Annotated in this window: 11 protein-coding genes, 1 tRNA gene and 1 pseudogene; 7 read left to right on the plus strand and 6 right to left on the minus strand. The window is 71.5% G+C overall.

Going from position 1 to position 17224, the window contains the following annotated elements:
* Positions 1–41: 41 nt before the first annotated feature.
* Entirely contained in the window at positions 42–1358 is a 1317-nt protein-coding gene (locus tag G6R25_RS06815; protein WP_136447258.1) for a mechanosensitive ion channel family protein, read from the minus strand.
* A gap of 400 nt (positions 1359–1758) precedes the next feature.
* Between G6R25_RS06815 and G6R25_RS06820 the strand changes: the two genes are divergently transcribed.
* Positions 1759–2274 (plus strand): HNH endonuclease, encoded by a 516-nt coding sequence (locus tag G6R25_RS06820; RefSeq protein WP_163552299.1) that lies wholly within the window; start codon positions 1759–1761, stop codon positions 2272–2274.
* 193 nt (positions 2275–2467) lie between these two features.
* Here G6R25_RS06820 and G6R25_RS06825 read toward each other — a convergent pair whose 3' ends face one another.
* Positions 2468–4687 (minus strand): ATP-binding SpoIIE family protein phosphatase, encoded by a 2220-nt coding sequence (locus tag G6R25_RS06825; protein WP_163552300.1) that lies wholly within the window; start codon positions 4685–4687, stop codon positions 2468–2470.
* 396 nt (positions 4688–5083) lie between these two features.
* Here G6R25_RS06825 and G6R25_RS06830 point away from each other — a divergent pair.
* Positions 5084–6773, plus strand: a pseudogene (locus tag G6R25_RS06830) (glycoside hydrolase family 13 protein).
* A gap of 31 nt (positions 6774–6804) precedes the next feature.
* Positions 6805–7227 (plus strand): globin, encoded by a 423-nt coding sequence (locus G6R25_RS06835; RefSeq protein ID WP_163552301.1) that lies wholly within the window; start codon positions 6805–6807, stop codon positions 7225–7227.
* A gap of 69 nt (positions 7228–7296) precedes the next feature.
* Here G6R25_RS06835 and ettA read toward each other — a convergent pair whose 3' ends face one another.
* Complete coding sequence (gene ettA / locus G6R25_RS06840; RefSeq protein ID WP_163552302.1) at positions 7297–8979, minus strand: energy-dependent translational throttle protein EttA; 1683 nt, start codon at positions 8977–8979, stop codon at positions 7297–7299.
* A gap of 185 nt (positions 8980–9164) precedes the next feature.
* On the opposite strand from ettA, the gene G6R25_RS06845 reads away from it, so the two are divergent.
* On the plus strand, positions 9165–10499 hold the full coding sequence (locus G6R25_RS06845; protein WP_163552303.1) for a DUF1254 domain-containing protein: 1335 nt from the start codon (positions 9165–9167) through the stop codon (positions 10497–10499).
* A 49-nt stretch (positions 10500–10548) separates the two neighbouring features.
* Here the strand turns inward: G6R25_RS06845 and G6R25_RS06850 are convergent, their stop codons facing one another.
* On the minus strand, positions 10549–12651 hold the full coding sequence (locus G6R25_RS06850; protein ID WP_235947641.1) for a DUF7846 domain-containing protein: 2103 nt from the start codon (positions 12649–12651) through the stop codon (positions 10549–10551).
* A 187-nt stretch (positions 12652–12838) separates the two neighbouring features.
* Positions 12839–13579: a single-stranded DNA-binding protein gene (ssb, locus tag G6R25_RS06855; protein ID WP_163552305.1), complete on the minus strand. Its 741-nt coding sequence runs from the start codon at positions 13577–13579 to the stop codon at positions 12839–12841.
* Between the two features lie 380 nt (positions 13580–13959).
* Here ssb and G6R25_RS06860 point away from each other — a divergent pair, with 380 nt between their 5' ends.
* From G6R25_RS06860 to G6R25_RS06870, 3 genes are all read left to right on the plus strand, one after another.
* Positions 13960–14859 (plus strand): aldo/keto reductase, encoded by a 900-nt coding sequence (locus tag G6R25_RS06860; RefSeq protein WP_163552306.1) that lies wholly within the window; start codon positions 13960–13962, stop codon positions 14857–14859.
* Between the two features lie 240 nt (positions 14860–15099).
* Positions 15100–15172, plus strand: a tRNA-Arg gene (locus G6R25_RS06865).
* Positions 15173–15445: 273 nt separating this feature from the next.
* A complete protein-coding gene (locus G6R25_RS06870; RefSeq protein ID WP_163552307.1) occupies positions 15446–15781 on the plus strand; it encodes a hypothetical protein in 336 nt (111 codons plus the stop codon).
* Here G6R25_RS06870 and G6R25_RS06875 read toward each other — a convergent pair whose 3' ends face one another.
* Complete coding sequence (locus G6R25_RS06875; RefSeq protein WP_336500790.1) at positions 15782–17032, minus strand: MFS transporter; 1251 nt, start codon at positions 17030–17032, stop codon at positions 15782–15784. It lies immediately after the preceding gene.
* Between the last annotated feature and the right edge of the window lie 192 nt (positions 17033–17224).

The following is a 17224-nucleotide window of genomic DNA, read 5'->3' on the forward strand; positions in this document are numbered from 1 at the left end:
GGTGTGGCCCGCCGGCGGGCGATGAGGACGCGCCGATGGGCTCAGCCGAAGCGCGACGGGCTCGGCGGGTCCAGCCGCGGCCGCGGCATGTCCTCGGTGATCGAGTTGCCCTGGCCACCGCCCGGCAGCGCTGGCGCGCCGATCCCCGCGTCGTCCTCCGCCTCCTCGCCGCTGCGCTCGGAGTCCTCGTCGTCGTCGTCGACGACGGTCACCTCGCTGCGCTGGACGGTGCCGAGGGCGATGCCGGCGTCACCGAGCGCGGTACGCACCCGCTCCCGCAGCTCGCGGGCCACCTCCCACTGTTTCAGCGGCTGGGTCTTGATGGCGACGCGCAGGGTGTAGCCGTCGGCCGTCATGGTTTCCATGCCCCACACCTCCGGCTCGGCGAGGATGAGGCTGCTCCAGGTGGGGTCCGCCCACAGCGCGTCGGCGGTGCGGGCGAGCACCCTCTTGGCCGCGGCGACCTCGGTGTCGTAGTCGAGCGGGACGTCGAGCACGGTCCGCGCCCACTGCTGACTTTTGTTACCGATACGAGTGATTTCACCATTACGGACGTACCAGACGGTTCCCTCGACATCGCGCAATCTCGTCATCCGCAGGCTCACCGCCTCGACGGTGCCCGAGACGGGGCCGACATCGATGACGTCACCCACGCCGTACTGGTCTTCAAGCAGCATGAACATCCCAGACAGAAAGTCACGGACGAGGTTCTGCGCACCGAAACCGACGGCGATTCCCAGTACTCCGGCGCTGGCGACGATCGGCGCGAGATTGATGCCCAGCTCGCCCAGGACGCTCAGGAATGCCAGCCCGAAGACGAAGATGGAGGTCACGCTGCGCAGTAGCGAACCGACTGTTGCGGCCCGCTGCCGGCGCCTTTCCATCAGCACCGTCGGGTCCCCGAACGCGCCCAGCAGCGTCCCGGCGCGGGAACCGCGGAAGAACCCGCCACCACCGCCGGAACCGGCCCGTTCCGTGGTCCGCCGGATGAACCGGTGCAGCAGCGCCCGCACCACGAGGGCGATCAGCAGGGTGAGGATGATCCTGATCGGGGTGCCCAGGAACACCTCAGCGCCGGAGGCAAGATAGTTACTGTGCGTAGCGTTATAGACAGTGCGGCACAGCAGCCCGGGGCTGGTCCCGCAGGCGTCGCGCAGGGCGTTGGCGACCCCCTCGAACGAGACCAGCGGATCCGTGGTCGCCGACGGACTCGGCGAGGGCAGCGGGGTGGTCGCCACGGCAGCGGACAGCATGCCCGACTGTTCGGTGGGTGACGGCGAGGCTGACAGCAGCATCCCCAGCCCGGGGATGAGCGGTTGAGCCAGCAGAGACGGGGCGGGCGTCACGACGTCGGCCATCCTTCCTGTCGGTTCCGTTGGTCATGGTGGTCGTGACACCCCCGAGCCGGCCGATCCGCAGCCTGACGCGCCCACGACCCCGGGGGCGACGATCGCAGGTCAGTCTCGCCCATGGGGGCGGCCCATCGGTGCCCGCCCCCCGGATCGAGCCGACGGGCGGCCACGCGCCGCAATGATGCCCCCGCCGACGACTGGTCGACGGTGAGTAGTCAGAACCTCACCAAATGGTGGGCAGAGAGTGACAAAGACCACCAGCTATGTGCAGCGCCACGGTGAGAATGCCGATGACCATGCAAACAGGCTCGCGTTCTGCCGCCGAAGACGGTTGACTGTCCATTGTCACCGGAGACGCTGGGCAGAACGGCCCGCAAAGGGCCCTCGGTGGGCAGGAGGTCGGCGCGTGGCAGAGGCGCTGGTTCTCAATGCCACGTACGAACCCCTGTGCGTGGTATCGCAAAGGCGCGCGCTGGTCCTGGTCCTGACCGACAAGGCCGTGATGGTCGAATCGGCGGGCCAGGTTCTTCGGTCCTCGACGATGGCCGTCGATGTCCCGATCGTGGTCCGGTTAGCGCGTTTCGTCCGGGTTCCATACCGCTCACAGGTCCCACTGACCCGCAAGGGCGTATTGGCGCGCGATCATCACCGGTGCGTGTACTGCAATGCGCCGGCAACATCGCTGGACCATGTCGTTCCGCGGTCCCGCGGGGGCCCGCACGTGTGGGAGAACGTCGTGGCGGCCTGCGGTCGCTGCAACCACGTCAAAGCCGACCGCGCCGTGGCTGATCTTGGCTGGCGGCTCCGCACGGCTCCCCGAGCGCCGAGCGGAGCCGCCTGGCGCATTCTGGGGTCCCGGCGGATGGACCCGCGCTGGTCGGCCTACCTGAGCACGGATGTAACCGAGGCCGCCTCGGCCTGAGGCACCCACCCGCCCCCGCCCACCCGGTCCCGGGTACGCCGCATCGCTGCTGGGCAGGTAGCCCGTGTGCGCATCCTCGTCACCGGAGCGACCGGCTACCTCGGCGGGCTGAGCCCGTCGAACGACGACGGCGACCTGTCCACCTGCTGCGCTACCTCACCGAGCGCCTGCCCGGTCGCCCGGACAGGTGCGGTCAGGTCTGGCAGCGGCCCTGGGCCGGCGGGTCGGGGGGAAACGCCCCGCGCCCCGGCGGATCGGCCCCTGGCGGCGGTTCGGATCCGGCCGGCAGCCGGCCCATGACGCCACCTCCCGGCACGTCGGGGATCTCGATGTCGAACCAGACCCGTTTGCCGCCCGGGGTGGTCTCGACTCCCCAGGCCAGCGACAGCGCCTCCACCAGCAGCAGGCCCCAGCCCGACTCGGGGTCGGGCTTGTTCTCCGCCGCCGCGCCCGGCCGCGGCAGGTGTCCGCCCTCGCGGTCCTCGACACTGATCCGCAGCCGGCCGGGCTCCAGCGACGCCCGCAGCACCAGGTCGCTGCGCGCGTGCAGGACCGCGTTCGTCACCACCTCGCTGACCAGCAGCGTCGCGTCGTCCACCGCGGTGATGCCGTAGTCGAGCATGACGTCGCGCATCGCCATCCGGGCCTGCCCGGCGGAGGCGGCCACCGCGGGCAGCGCCAGTTCGAGCAGCGGCGGGTTCACGGACTGGGTGGTCAGCACCAGCACAGCCGTGTCGTCGTCGGTGCGAGCCGGCAGGTCGGCGGCGATCAGGCAGCGTTCGAGTAGCGAACGGGCCGTCTCCTCCGTGGGGCCCTCGCCGGTGCCGGCGACTGTGTCCGGGCCGAACCAGCTCCGCGCGGCGAAGCTGTCGCCGCGGGTCCGGCGGCGCCGGTCGGCCCCAGCGCGGCGATCCCCGCCGGCGCGGAGATTCTCCCCGGCTCGGCGGTCCGGGCCGGTACGACGTTCCCGGCCGCTGCGGCGGTCGGCCATGCCCGGCGACGGTCCGAGAGAGGGCCCGGGCGCCCGCCGGTCGATCCAGACACCGGTCGACGCCCCACTCGGCCCACCGGCCGCCGCACCGGCCGCACCTCCGTCCGCGGCGGTCGCCCGGCGATCGTCGTCGGGGGTGCCGTCCGCCGCCGCCAGGCCGGACCGCGCGGCGGCCACCCGGGCGCGCTGCTCGATCAACCCGCAGCGCAGGTTTTCCAGGCCGTCGACCAGCGGCCGGCGCCGCGACTCCACCAGTCCGTCGGTGAACATCACCAGCGCCGACCCCGGCGGCAGCGTCACCGTCGTCTCGGTGAAGCCGCCGCCCTCGCCGACGCCGAGCGGCAGGCCCGGGTCGAGCACCAGGTAGTCCGGGTCCTCGTCGGGGAGAATCACCAGCGGGGCGGGGTGCCCGGCGTTGGCGATGGTCGCCCGCCCGGTGTGCCGGTCGTAGACCGCGTATATGCAGGTGGCCAGCTGCAGGCCGGGGAGCAGGCCGACGACCCGATCCAGCCGGGTGAGGACCTCCGCGGGGCACCAGTCCTCCAGCGCATAGGCCCGCAGGGCCGCGCGGAGCTGGCCCATCACCGCGGCGGCCCGCAGCCCGCGGCCCATCACGTCGCCGATGGCGACCCCCACCCGGCCGCCGGACAGCGGGATCACGTCGTAGAGGTCGCCGCCGACCTCGGTACCTGCCGTCCCCGGACGGTACTCCATGGCGATCTCGACGCCCTCAAGGGCGGGCGGATGGGCCAGCAGCAGCGAGCGCTGCAGGGTCAGCGCGGACTCCTGAGCCTCCTTGAAGCGCAGGGCGTTGTCCAGCGCGAGGGCGCCGCGGCGGGCCAGATCCTCCAGCAGGGAGACCTCGGCGTTGGTGTAGAAGCCCGCGCGGCGGCCGACGGTGATGGCGCCGAGGATCCGCCCGTGCACCGACAGTGGCACGTTAACCGTCGGGCCGCCCTGGATGCGGCGGAACTGCTGGTAGACGGGCTCGTGCGGAAACGACAGCGAGGCCCGCACTCTGTCGAAGTCGGGCAGGCAGTATGTCTGCCCGTTGCGCAGCACGATGCCGGGCGGGAAGTCGTCGGCGAGCGTGGGATGGCGGACCGCGACGACCGCCCGCATGATCTTGTCAACCTTCGGATCGACGAAGACGCTGGCATCCAGCCGCACGTCGTCTCCGTCGCGCACCCAGACCATCGCCCCGGTGCCGAAACGCGGCACCGCGAGCCCGGCGAGCAGATCCGGGACGTGTTCCGGATCGAGGGTGCCGGCGAGGACGAGGCCGGCGTCGGCCAGGAACAACGACGGCGAGGCGTCCGGCGCCCCCCTGCCATCGCCGCTCAGGCCACCCCGCAGCGCGCGGGCGATCCCCCACCCGCCGCGCAACCCCGCGGCCGCCAAGCGGCGCACCTGCTGCGACATTCGGGCCGCCCCCCCGCGAACTGCGATCGAGTTCGGCATCCGCCGCGACGGTGATCGCGGACACGCCGGACGAATCCCCGGTGACGGATCCAGACGTCGGGGCTGGATCCTCCCGCCCCCGACCGGATCCGACTCCCGGGACTACGCCGTAACGGCCAGTCACCTGGTCCACCCGCGGAAGTCTAGTTCGGTAACCGGATATCGCGCCTGGCGAGAATCTCGACCCGAGCCGGGAGCGGTACCCCATCGCCATCCCTTCGCACCCGCAAGCCGGCTTTGCCGCAGCCGATCCTGCGCCGGAGGAGCATGTGTCGCGCCTGGGCGGCCGGACGGCCGCCGCGGCGGAACAGCCCGGGACACCGGGCGCGCGGGGCCCGGGGCAGAAGAAAGGATCACATGGGGATACATCATTCCAATACTGACTATTACACGAGTGGATCGAGGTCTGGTGACGGGGGGGAAACTCCCCGCTCGTCTCCGGACAGCATTGGTGACCGGGATGCCGGCTGGTGGCGACGGGCCGTGCTGTACGAGGTGTACCTGCGCAGCTTCGCCGACTCGGACGGTGACGGCGTCGGCGACCTCACCGGGCTGCGCCAGCACCTGCCGGCCCTCGCGGAGCTGGGCGTGGACGCCCTGTGGATCACGCCCTTCTACCGGTCGCCGATGGCCGACCATGGCTACGACGTCGCCGACCACCGCGATGTGGACCCGCTGTTCGGCAGCCTCGCCGACCTCGACGCGCTGCTCGCCGACGCCGCCGAGGTCGGTCTCGCCGTCCTCGTCGATCTCGTCCCGAACCATTCCAGCTCGGCCCATCCGGCCTTCCAGGCGGCGCTGGCGGCCCCGCCGGGCGGACCCGAGCGAGAGCTGTACATCTTCCGCGACGGGCGGGGACCCGACGGCGGCGAGCCCCCGAACAACTGGATGTCCGTCTTCGGCAGCCCGGCCTGGACCCGGGTTCCCGACGGCCAGTGGTACCTGCACCTGTTCGACCCCGGGCAGCCCGACTGGAACTGGGATCACCCCGCGGTGCGGGCCGATCACGAGGCGACCCTGCGCTTCTGGCTCGACCGGGGCGTCGACGGCTTCCGCATCGACGTCAGCCACGGCCTGGTCAAGGACGGCGAGCTGCGCGACAACCCGCCCGGCCTGATGCTCGACGACAGCGGGTTCCGAGAGGATGGCGAACCGCGGGTCTGGGATCAGGACGGCGTGCACGCGATCTATCGGACCTGGCGGGCGATCACCGACGAGTACCACACCCGGGACGGCCGCCCCCGGGTGCTGATCGGGGAGACCTGGGTACGCGACCCGGCGCGCCTGGCCCGGTACGTCCGACCCGACGAGCTGCACCTGACGTTCTCCTTCTCCCTGCTGACCGCTCCATGGTCGGCGCCGGCATGGCGAACGGTGATCGACACCGAACGCACGGCGCTCGCGGCGGTGGGCGCGCCAGCCACCTGGGTGCTGGCCAACCACGACGTGGTGCGGCCGGTGACCCGCTACGGGGGCGGGGAGGTGGGCACGCGCCGCGCCCGGGCGGCGCTGCTGACCCTACTCGCCCTGCCCGGCGTCGCCGTGCTCTACCAGGGTGACGAGCTGGCGCTGCCGCAGGCCGACGTGCCGCCGGTGGCACGTCAGGACCCGACGTTCGCACGCTCGGGGGGCACTCTGCCGGGCCGGGACGGCGCCCGCGTGCCGCTGCCCTGGTCGGGCGACGCGCCGCCGTACGGGTTCACCGCGGACGGAGTCGACCCGTGGCTGCCGCAGCCGCCCGGCTGGGCCGGACTCGCGGTGCTCGCGCAGGCCGGCGATCCGATGTCGACCTGGCGGCTCCCGCGCGGGGCGCTCGCGCTGCGCCGGGCCCTGCCGCACCTGCGCGGCGACCCTCGAACGGGCGACCCCAGGGGCGCCCACCTCGGTGGGACCGGCGCGAATGACATGCGTTATGTCGGTAGGGCGGGAGGCCACGATCAACCTCGCCGGCCGGCTGGTGCTCGCGAGCGGACCTGTGGGTTATGACGGCGCGACGCTGACCCTGCCCCCGGATACCACGGCGTGGATCGCGCCCCGCGACGGCTGAGATCCTACCGGCGGTCCGGACGCACGCCGATGTGACGCACAATGGATGCGTGAGCCAGCCCCACACCCCGGCCCAGCCCACGACGACCCTTTTCGATGCCGTCGGCGGGGAGCCGACGTTCCGCGCCCTGGTCGCACGGTTCTACCAGGGGGTGGCGAATGACCCAGTGCTACGCCCGCTGTACCCGGAGGAGGATCTGGCGGGTGCGGAGGAGCGCCTGCGCCTGTTCCTCATCCAGTACTGGGGCGGCCCGAGTGACTATCAGGAGCTGCGGGGCCACCCGCGGCTGCGGATGCGGCACGTGCCGTTCGCGATCGGCCCGGTGCAGCGCGATGCCTGGCTCGCCGTGATGGGCGCGGCGGTCGATTCCCTGGGCCTGCCGCCCGACCAGCACAAGACGCTCTGGGACTATCTGCAGATGGCGGCGAACTCGCTGCAGAACCGCCCCGGCTGAGCTCGCCGCCCCAGCGCCACCGGCAACCGCCGCCCGGGCGGGATTTCCCGCTCGGGCGACGGCGGGGCGTCAGTCGCGGGTCAGCTTGCGGTAGGTGACGCGATGCGGGCGGGCGGCCTCCTGGCCGAGCCGCTCGATCTTGTTGGCCTCGTAGTCGGCGAAGTTGCCCTCGAACCAGAACCAGCGGGCCGGGTCCTCGTCGGTGCCCTCCCAGGCGAGGATGTGGGTGGCGACCCGGTCGAGGAACCAGCGATCGTGGGAGATGACCACGGCGCAGCCGGCGAACTCCAGCAGCGCCTCCTCCAGCGACCGCAGCGTCTCCACGTCGAGGTCGTTGGTGGGCTCGTCGAGGAGCAGGACGTTACCGCCGCGCTTGAGGGTCAGGGCGAGGTTGAGCCGGTTGCGCTCGCCACCGGACAGCACCCCGACGGGCTTCTGCTGGTCGGGCCCCTTGAACCCGAACGACGACACGTACGCCCGGCTGGGGAAGTCGACCTTGCCGACGACGATGTGGTCGAGGCCGTCGGAGACGATCTGCCAGACGTTCTTCTTCGGGTCGAGGCCGGCCCGGGACTGGTCGACGTAGGCGATGTCGACGGTGTCGCCGAGGATGAGGCTGCCCGCGTCGGGGTTCGCCTGCCCGGTGACCATCGTGAACAGCGTGGTCTTGCCGACGCCGTTGGGACCGATCACGCCGACGATGCCGCCGCGCGGCAGGGTGAACGACAGATCCTCGATGAGCAGACGGCCGTCGAATCCCTTGGCCAGGCTCTTGGCCTCGATGACCTGGTTGCCCAGCCGCGGGCCGGGCGGGATCTGGATGTCCTCGAAGTCGCGCGGACGGGCCCGGTCCGCCTCGGCGGCCAGCTCCTCGTAGCGGGACAGCCGTGACTTGCTCTTGGTCTGGCGGGCCTTCGGGTTGGAGCGGACCCACTCGAGTTCCTGGGCGAGGACCCGGCGCCGCTTGGCGTCCTTCTGGCCCTCGACCTTCAGGCGGCCCGCCTTGGCCTCCAGGTAGGTGGTGTAGTTGCCCTCGTAGGCGTGGGCGCGGCCCCGGTCGAGCTCGAGGATCCAGCCGGCGACGTTGTCGAGGAAGTACCGATCGTGGGTGACGGCGAGCACGGCGCCGGCATAGCGGGCAAGGTGCTGCTCGAGCCAGGCGACGCTCTCCGCGTCGAGATGGTTGGTCGGCTCGTCGAGCAGCAGCAGGTCAGGCGCCTCGAGCAGCAGCTTGCACAGCGCGACCCGGCGCCGCTCGCCGCCGGACAGCAGCGACACGTCGGCGTCGCCCGGGGGCAGCCGCAACGCGTCCATCGCCTGGCCGAGCTGGCTGTCGAGCTCCCAGGCGTTGCCGGCCTCGATCTTGTCGATGAGCTCGGCCTGCTCGCCGAGCAGCGAGTCGAAGTCCGCGTCGGGCGCGGACATCTTCTCGTTGATCTCCTCGTAGCGGGCGAGCACCCGGCGGATCTCGCGCACGCCGTCCTCGACGTTGCCGCGGACGTCCTTGGTCTCGTCGAGCGCCGGCTCCTGGGCGAGCATGCCCACCGAGTGGCCGGGACTGAGGATCGCCTCGCCGTTACTCGGATGGTCGAGCCCAGCCATGATCTTGAGCAGGGACGACTTCCCCGCCCCGTTCGGACCGACCACCCCGATCTTCGCTCCGGGCAGGAATGCCAGGGTCACATCATCGAGGATGACCTTGTCACCGTGGGCCTTGCGCGCTTTGCGCAACTGGAAGACGTACTGCGCCATGTCGTCAACCCTAGGGCATCGCGGCGGCCAACCTCGCGGCGGTGATCGATGGGGTGCCCGCCCGCCGCCCGCAACCGCCACTCGGCCCTGCCCTCGCGCCACCGATGGGATACATCCACCGGATTGCGGGCACGGACGGTACGAGGCTCGACACCGAACGGCGAGAGGCGGCGGGACGGCGGGGCATGCGTGCAGATGATCATCGCTTCGGGCTCGCGGCCGAGGCCTACGTCTTCGGCTTCCCGCTGGTGAGCACCGTCCGGCTGAGCGGTCGGTTCGCCGACGGGGGGATCGGGCCGCTCGCGCCCGCCGGGTTCAATGCCTTCGCCCACATACGGGATCTGCCGGGCCCACACTCGCAGTTCGTCGGCGTCCACGCGGACGTGCTGCACTCGGTGGCGCAGGTGGACCTCGCGCCGGGTCCGCTGGTCCTGTCCGTCCCGGACAGCGGTGATCGATACAGCCTGCTGCTGTTCGTCGACGCCTGGCGCAACAACTTCGCGTACGTGGGGCGGCGGACCGGCGCCGGGCGCGGCGGCGCCTACGTGCTGGTTCCGCCTGGCTGGGCGCAGGGCACGCCGCCGGATCTGATCCGCATCGAGACGCCGACCCGCCTGCTGACCGTGATCGGCCGGTTCGGCTTCGACGACCCGGCCGACGCCCGCACGGTCCACGGCCTGCAGGACGAGCTCCGGCTGAGTCCCCTGGATCCGGGCGCGCGCCGGGCGGAGGGACCGCCGGAGCATTCGAAGAGCGTCTGCGACGACCTGCGGTTCTGGGAGGAGCTGCGGATCTGGCTGCGGGCCTGTCCCCCGCCGCCGGCCGAGGCCGACCATGCCCGCCGGTTCGCCCCGCTCGGGATCCTCGACGATCCCTCGCCGTATGTCGATCCCGATCCGGCGCTGGCCTGGTCGCTGCGCGGCGGGCTGCGCGCCGGCCGCGATCGACTGGAACGCGTCGCCCACGCCGGGCGGACGCTGAGCAACGGCTGGTCGAGCTCCCCGCATGCCCTCGACTTCAACCTGGACCATCTGGGCCTGGGGACCCGCGACGAGCCGGCGTGGCGGATGACCGACCGCGTCCAGGCCCGGCTGGCCCGGGCGATGATGGCGCGCCAGCCGATCGGCGCGACCCACGGCTACGAATGCATCGAGGCGACCTGCCTGGTGGATGCCGAGGGCCGCCGCCTGACGGGCGCGCACCGCTACCTGCTCGACCTGGCGCCGCCGCCCCCGGCGGCGTCCTGGTCGGTGACGATGTACGACGCCCCCGAGTACTACCTGGTGGACAATCCCCAGCACCGGTACTGCGTGGGCAGCCGAAGCCGCGGCCTGCGTCGCGGCCCGGACGGCTCGGTCCGCGTCCGCATCCAGAGCGATCCCCCGGCCGACGAGGTCGAGCAGGCCGACTGGCTGCCCGCGGCGACCGGCGACTTCCGCCCCGCGCTGCGGATCTACGGCCCCGTCGAGGACGTCCTCGACGGCACGTACACGCCGCCCCCGATCCGCCGCATCGACTGATCGCCGATCCTGGGCGGCCTTTTATCTCCCTTATCCTCCTTTATCCTCCTTATTTTCCTTGTCGCGTCGGCTTCCGGGGGGCGCCGGCGAGGGTGATGCGCAGCGGCGGACGGGCACCTGTGCCGATCTCGTCGACCTGCCCCACCGATCCGAGCACCGTGACCGCCGGCTCGCCGCCCGGGTCCGGCGCAGCTCGGGCGCCGGCGAGCCGCACGGGGAGGATCTGCTGGTCGACGCCGCGCTCGCGCCCCTGACGGTCCGTCGCGTACAGCGTCACCGTGACGGAGGTACCGCGGCCGTTGCGGACCACCGTCGTGGTCGGGCGGGCGGGCGATCGGCGGGCCGTGCCCGGACGAGCCGGCTGCGAGTCGTCGAGGTCGACGTCGTCCGCGTCGAGGCCGTCGGCGTCGACGGTGACCGTCAGGGACGTCGCGGCTCGCGGGTCCACGGGGATGGACAGCCGGGTCCTTCCGGCGGTGAGCACGAGCCGGGCGGACCGCGCCCCGCGCGGGGTGGCGCCGGGCGAAACGGCGATCGTCGCCGCCACCCGATCCCCCGTCCGGACCGCGAGCCGCTCGACCCGCGCCGTCGACGACGACCCGGGCGACTGGTCGTACGCGGGGGCGAGGCGCAGCAGGTAGGCCGGCCGTTCGGGATGATCCGCGGCCACGATGAGGTCGTCGTTGCCGCGGGCGATCGCATACAGCACCGGGTCGTCGAGATCCGGGCCGTTGGCCGTCACGGGGGTGGGATGGCCGAGGAAGGCCGGGTTGGCCGCGACGAACACCAGCGGCCGCCGCGGCAGCCTGCGCATCATGGCGCGCAGATCCCGGTCGTTGCCGGTCAACGTGAGGTTGTCACGCACCGCCGCGGCGAGAACGACGATCGTGAGAGCGACGACGGCGGCGACGACGGGGACGAGCACGGCGAGCCCGAGCCGGCGGCCACGGGCGACCAGGGCCGCCGCGCCCCACGCGGATCCGGACGCGCCGAGATGCACGAGCGGGATGAGAACGGGAACCATGTAGAAGGGGCCGACGTAATGGATGCCGCCCCACAGCTCGGCGGCGTTCCACGCTCCCCAGAAGCCGACGTACCCGATCAGGAACAGCAGTCCGCCGAGGCCCAGCATCGCGGCTGGTCCGGACAGCCGCCGCCGCACCCCGGCCGCGAGCGCCGCCACCGCGAGCACGACGCCGCCGAAGGCCCAGCCGCCGAGCAGCCACAGATGGTCCCCGACGGAGCTCAGGCCCTCGGTGAAGCCGAAGTCGTGGCGCCCATCGGCCGGGTAGAGCCTGCGCCGCCCGAAGCCGATCCGATCGTCGGGTTCGAGCAGCGCGAACGGCAGGCGTAACGGGTTCCCGGTCGCCGCCGCGTTCGTGAGCAGCACGATCACCACCGGCACGGCCAGGCCGCACAGCAGCCAGCGCAGCAGCCACCAGCGCCGCCCGGCGCAGGACGCCAGCAGCCAGAGCGCGAAGGGCGCCAGCAGCAGCACGACGTCGTACGGCCGCACCGCCGCGGCGACGCCGAGCGCGACCCCGGCGCCCACCAAGGGCGGCGCGTGGTGGGACCGCCGGCCCCGCAGCACCCCGAGCACGGTCGCCTGAAGCAGGACCAGCGCCGGCAGATAGCTGAGCACCATGGCGCTCTGCAGGAGGACCAGCGGGGACAGGGCGAGCAGGGTCGCGGACAGCGCCGCGACCCTGCGGCTGCCCGACAGTTCGACGCCGAGCAGGTAGGTGACGACAACCGCCACCGCCGCGATCACGGCGAGCGCCGGATCGATGCTGCCCGCGACGAACAGGCTGGCCGCGAAGACCGCGGGCACGAAGGGCGTGTACTTCAGAACGTAGTGATCGTCGACGACGGTGCCGAGCCACGGCAGGTAGGACTGCGCGGGATGCGGCGCGGGCGGGAACAGCCTGCCCTCGGCCAGCGTCCGAGCATGCAACAGGTAGATGCCCTCGTCGTTGTTGACCGACAGCAGGGGGAAGACGGTGTGCCGCAGCGCGAGGGCGGCGGCCGCGCTCAGGACGGCAAGCACGGCGACGTACCGCGCGGCCCCTGGGACAGCGGCGAGGCGGCCTAGCAGTCGCCGGCCGAGGGTATCTCCGCCTGACTCCCCGCCGCTGCCCGTGGGGACCCTCACCCGGACTGCCCGCTGCGCCGGGACGGCCGGCATCACTGAACCGGAGTCCGGCCCGGCGTGCGCGGGTATGCGCTGCCTGCTCTCGTGCCGGCTACTCACCACCGGAACGCTACCCAGCGTCGGCGGCAGGAGCGGCGGCAGGGCCACCCCGCCATTACCCAATGGGTCACCTTGGGATATGAGGCGATCAGCGCTGCTCAGCGGCAGTGGAGAACGACCGCCACGGCGACCCGTTCGCACCCGCTCCGGACGGGAAGGACGTGGCCCCTGCACTCCCTGCGCCCAGTCCGTCGGCCCGCGCCGCCGTGGCCAGCGGCACGGAAACCCCCGACACCAGGCCGGCCGAGGGCGACCCGATCGCGGCGACTCCGATCGGCTGCCCGTCCCACGCCGCGGAATGGACCAGCTTCTCCCCGCCGCCGGTCAGCGCCATCGACGCGAGGGGCTCCGGCTCCGGCCGCTCGCCGAGGGCCGACTCGCTCAGGTCGACCAGCGGCCCACCGCCGGGCAGACGGAGCCCGTTGTCCGCGACCGGGGTGACGGCGGGTGCGGCGGGCATGGCGGACACGGCGGACCTCCGGGTGAGCCGCTGGGAACGCGCCGCGTGCCAGGTCAGCTCCGTGCCGATGGCGTCGGCGTCGATCTCGTAGCTGACGCGCCGCTCCCCCTCGCTCGTCTCGAACGAACGCTGGTGTAGCCGGCCGTAGACCAGCGCCCGGTCCCCGCGCGCGAGGCTCTCGGCGACGTTGTCGGCCAGCTGCCGCCAGCAGGACACTCGCAGAAACAGGGTCGCACCATCGACCCACCGATTCTCGGAACGGTCGAAGCGGCGCGGGGTGGAGGCGAGGCGAAAGCTGCATACCGAGGCGCCGTTCGTCGTCGTCCGGTGCTCCGGGTTGTCGACGAGGGTGATGGTCGTGTCCAGCATGGCGTGCTCCTCGGGTCAGGGAGGAAGGTGCCGGCGCGGCAATGCGTCGGCGTCGTTCCACTGTGGGCCGCGAGGGGCGATTTCGGAAGCCCCGACCGTCGGGCTGTGGATAACCGGCGTCCGTCCACAGCCTGCGCATCCCCGCTTCGGACCATCCCAGCCGGGCCCCGTTCGGGCCAGACGAGCAATACGGACGACCGGAGCGGGAACACCGTCCCCAGACGCCCGGTTGCCGATCCGTGAGTCGGCGAGACGCCCGGCCATGGCCCGAGCTGACGATGCGGTACCCGGACCGGCGTTCACCCGCCCGACCCGATACCCGGCGATCACGTCCCGCTGACGTAATTGCCCACCAGCACCATCGTAACCGGAGGACAGCGATGTCGACAACCACGACCAGCTCAACCACCAGCCCGGACGGCGCCACCACGGCCACCGGCAGCGGCACCTTCCTGCTCGGTGGCGACCTGCCGATCACCCGACTCGGGTTCGGCGCCATGCGCATCACCGGTCGCGGCATCTGGGGTCCCCCCGCCGATCCGGACGAGGCCCGCGCCGTGCTGCGGCGGGCGGTGGAGCTCGGGGTGAACTTCATCGACACCGCCGACTCCTACGGCCCGCACGTCAGCGAGGAGCTGATCGCCGAAGCGCTGCACCCCTACCCCGAGGGGCTGGTCATCGCGACCAAGGGCGGCCTGACCCGGCAGGGACCGAACCGGTGGACTCCCGTCGCCCGTCCCGCCTACCTGCGCCAACAGGTGGAGATGTCGCTGCGCCGGCTGAAGCTGGAGCGGATCGACCTCTACCAGCTCCACCGCATCGACCCCGACACCCCCGTCGAGGACTCCCTTGGTGAGCTGCGCGCGCTGCAGGAGGAAGGGAAGATCCGCCACATCGGCCTGTCCGAGGTCAGCGTCGCCGAACTGGCCCATGCCCGCGCCCTGGTGCCGATCGTCAGCGTGCAGAACCGCTACAACCTCGCCCATCGGACCGCCGAGGACGTCCTCGACTACTCCGATCGGGAGGGTATCGGCTTCATCCCGTGGAACCCGGTCGACACCGGCCGGCTCGCCCTGCCCGGCAGCGTCCTCGACGCCGCCGCCAAGCACCACAGCGCCAGCCCCGCCCAGCTCGCCCTCTCCTGGTTGCTGCGCCGCTCCCCCGTGATACTGCCGATTCCGGGCACGTCGTCGGTGGCCCATCTGGAGGAGAACATCGGCGCGGCCGGCGTCGAGCTCACCGACGACGAGTTCACCGACCTGTCCCGCCTGGCCTCCTGACTCTCTGGCCTCCCGACTCTCAGCCCCCGCGCCCGAGGTCCCGCGCTCCGATTTCCTCGTCCCCGGCATGGCCCGATCGGACCAGCGAACCGGGGCGCGGACACCCCGCCCCCACCCCCCACGTCGTCGCCCCGACGGACCGGCCGGCGACGTGTCCCCACGTGTCCGGCGCCTGGTCAGGGCTTGCTACCCTGGGTCTACCCTGGATGGAGCTTCCCGGTAGGCCCATCCTGTGCCAACGCGCCCGTAGCTCAGTGGATAGAGCGAGTGCCTTCTAAGCACCAGGTCGCAGGTTCGATCCCTGCCGGGCGCACATCGCAGCTCTGACCAGGCGTGCAACCTAGTAATTGCAGCCGCTTCCGTCAAGCTCAGCGTTGCACGAGATGGTAATTTCACTCGCCATGGTAGAGATCATCGACGGGGCGGATCCCGTCTGGCGGCTCCTGCTCGACGGCTGGGAGCAGAGCCTGGCGACCGCGGGCCGCAGCCGGGAGACCCTGACCGCCTACCGCAAGGCCGGCACCGCGTTCGTCAACTGGATGACGTCACTGCCACCGGGGCCGGCCGACTGGACGGCGCCGAGGAAATGCCGGTCTACCGGCCCGGCGAGGCCGCCGAGATCACCCGCGGGCGCGTCGAACGCTTCCTGCTCGCTTTCAAGTCGGAGCGGACGCCGCGGTGTCCGGACGGCCGGTCGGACTCGACCGTGAACCAGGCATTCCGGAGCCTGCAGCAGTTCTTTCTGTGGCTGATCGACGAGGAGGAGATCGACACCTCGCCGATAGAACGGATGGAACCCCCGAAGATCGGCGAGACGGTGGCGCCCCTGCTCGAGCTCGACCAGCTCGCCGCCCTGGTCGCCGACTGCAAGGGCAAGGACTTCCAGTCCCGCCGCGACGAGGCGCTCACCTTCGCCAGTTAGTCAGGTAGCCGCAGAGGTCGGGGTCCGCGTGTCAGAGGTGTCGGTGGCAGCTTTTCCCCGCGCGTGTGCCGGGAGGCGGAACACGCGCGCGAACGCGATCGCCAGGGGTGTCATGCACGCCCATGCGGTGATCTGCAGTGCGTGGGTCGGAGGGTGATGAGCGAAGCTGGACAAGAAGATCGTGCCGAGGACCGCGACACCGAATGAGGTCGACAACTGCTGCGTCGCCTCCAGCACCCCCGAGGCCGAACCGACCTCGCGCATGGACACGCTTGACAAGATGAAGGGGTACAGCTGACCAAAGCTCGCTCCTGCGCCTATGCCGACCAGGAGCAGTCCGGGCAGCAGGTCCCACGACGAGCCCGCGTCAGCGCCGGTGAGCGCGAGGGCGAGGACCGCGGCACCGGTGGCCATGATCAGCAGGCCGATGTACAACACGTGGCGCCCGAGCCGGGCGGCCGCTGTCCCGCCCAACATGCCGGCGATCATCCCGATGACCATCGGCGTCAACGTGAGGCCGGCGTGGATGGGCGACCAGCCCTCACCGAGTTGGCCGTAGAGGGACACACACAGCAGTACGCCAGCGAAGGCACCGAACAGCCCGAGTGCCACGGCGACGCCGCTGAGATAGTTGTGATTGGTCAGCAGCGACGGTTCGATCAACGCGTCGGACTTACGACGCTTCTCCCACGCCACGAAGACCAACAGCAGCACCAGCCCCGCGGCAAGCAGCACGAAGGTCCAGGCGGTCCAGCCCTCGGGCTGTCCTTGGATCAGCGAGTAGATGATCGCGACCAGTGCCAGGCCGATCAGCCAGACACCACCGACGTCGAGCTTCATGCCCGAGTGGCTGGCACCGCGGGGCAACGTTCGCAGCGCGAGCACAAAGGACACCAGACCGATCGGCACGTTGATCAAGAAGACCAGACGCCAACCGGTGCCCCACAGGTTCGCGTCGACGAGCGCGCCGCCGAGGATCGGCGCGGCGACCAAGGGCAGGCCCATCGCGGGGCCGAACATGCCGGTCGCCTTGTCGAACTCCTCGTCGCCGAAGACCTCGCGCATCAGGCCGAAGCCCTGCGGGATCATCAGCGCACCGAAGGCGCCCTGCAGTGCGCGGAACCCGATGAGCACGCTGATGCCCGACGCGAGCGCGCACGCAGCGGAGAAGACGGTGAACCCGGCTGATCCCACGAGGAACAGCCGGCAGCGGCCGAGGATGTCGCCCAGCCGGGCGCCGGCGATGAGCAGTACGGCCGAAGGTCAGCGTGTAGCCGGCGCTGAGCCACTGCACCGTGTTGGTCCCGCCGCCCAGGTCGAGGTGGATGGTCGGACCGGCGATGTTGACGATCGTCGCGTCGAGCCCATCCATGACGTTCACACCGAGCCTTTCCCGGTAACGTTTCGTCGCTTTGCGTGACATCAATGTGGTGTTGGTGTGTT

The organism is Candidatus Frankia alpina, from assembly GCF_902806485.1.
Lineage (GTDB): Bacteria > Actinomycetota > Actinomycetes > Frankiales > Frankiaceae > Frankia > Frankia alpina.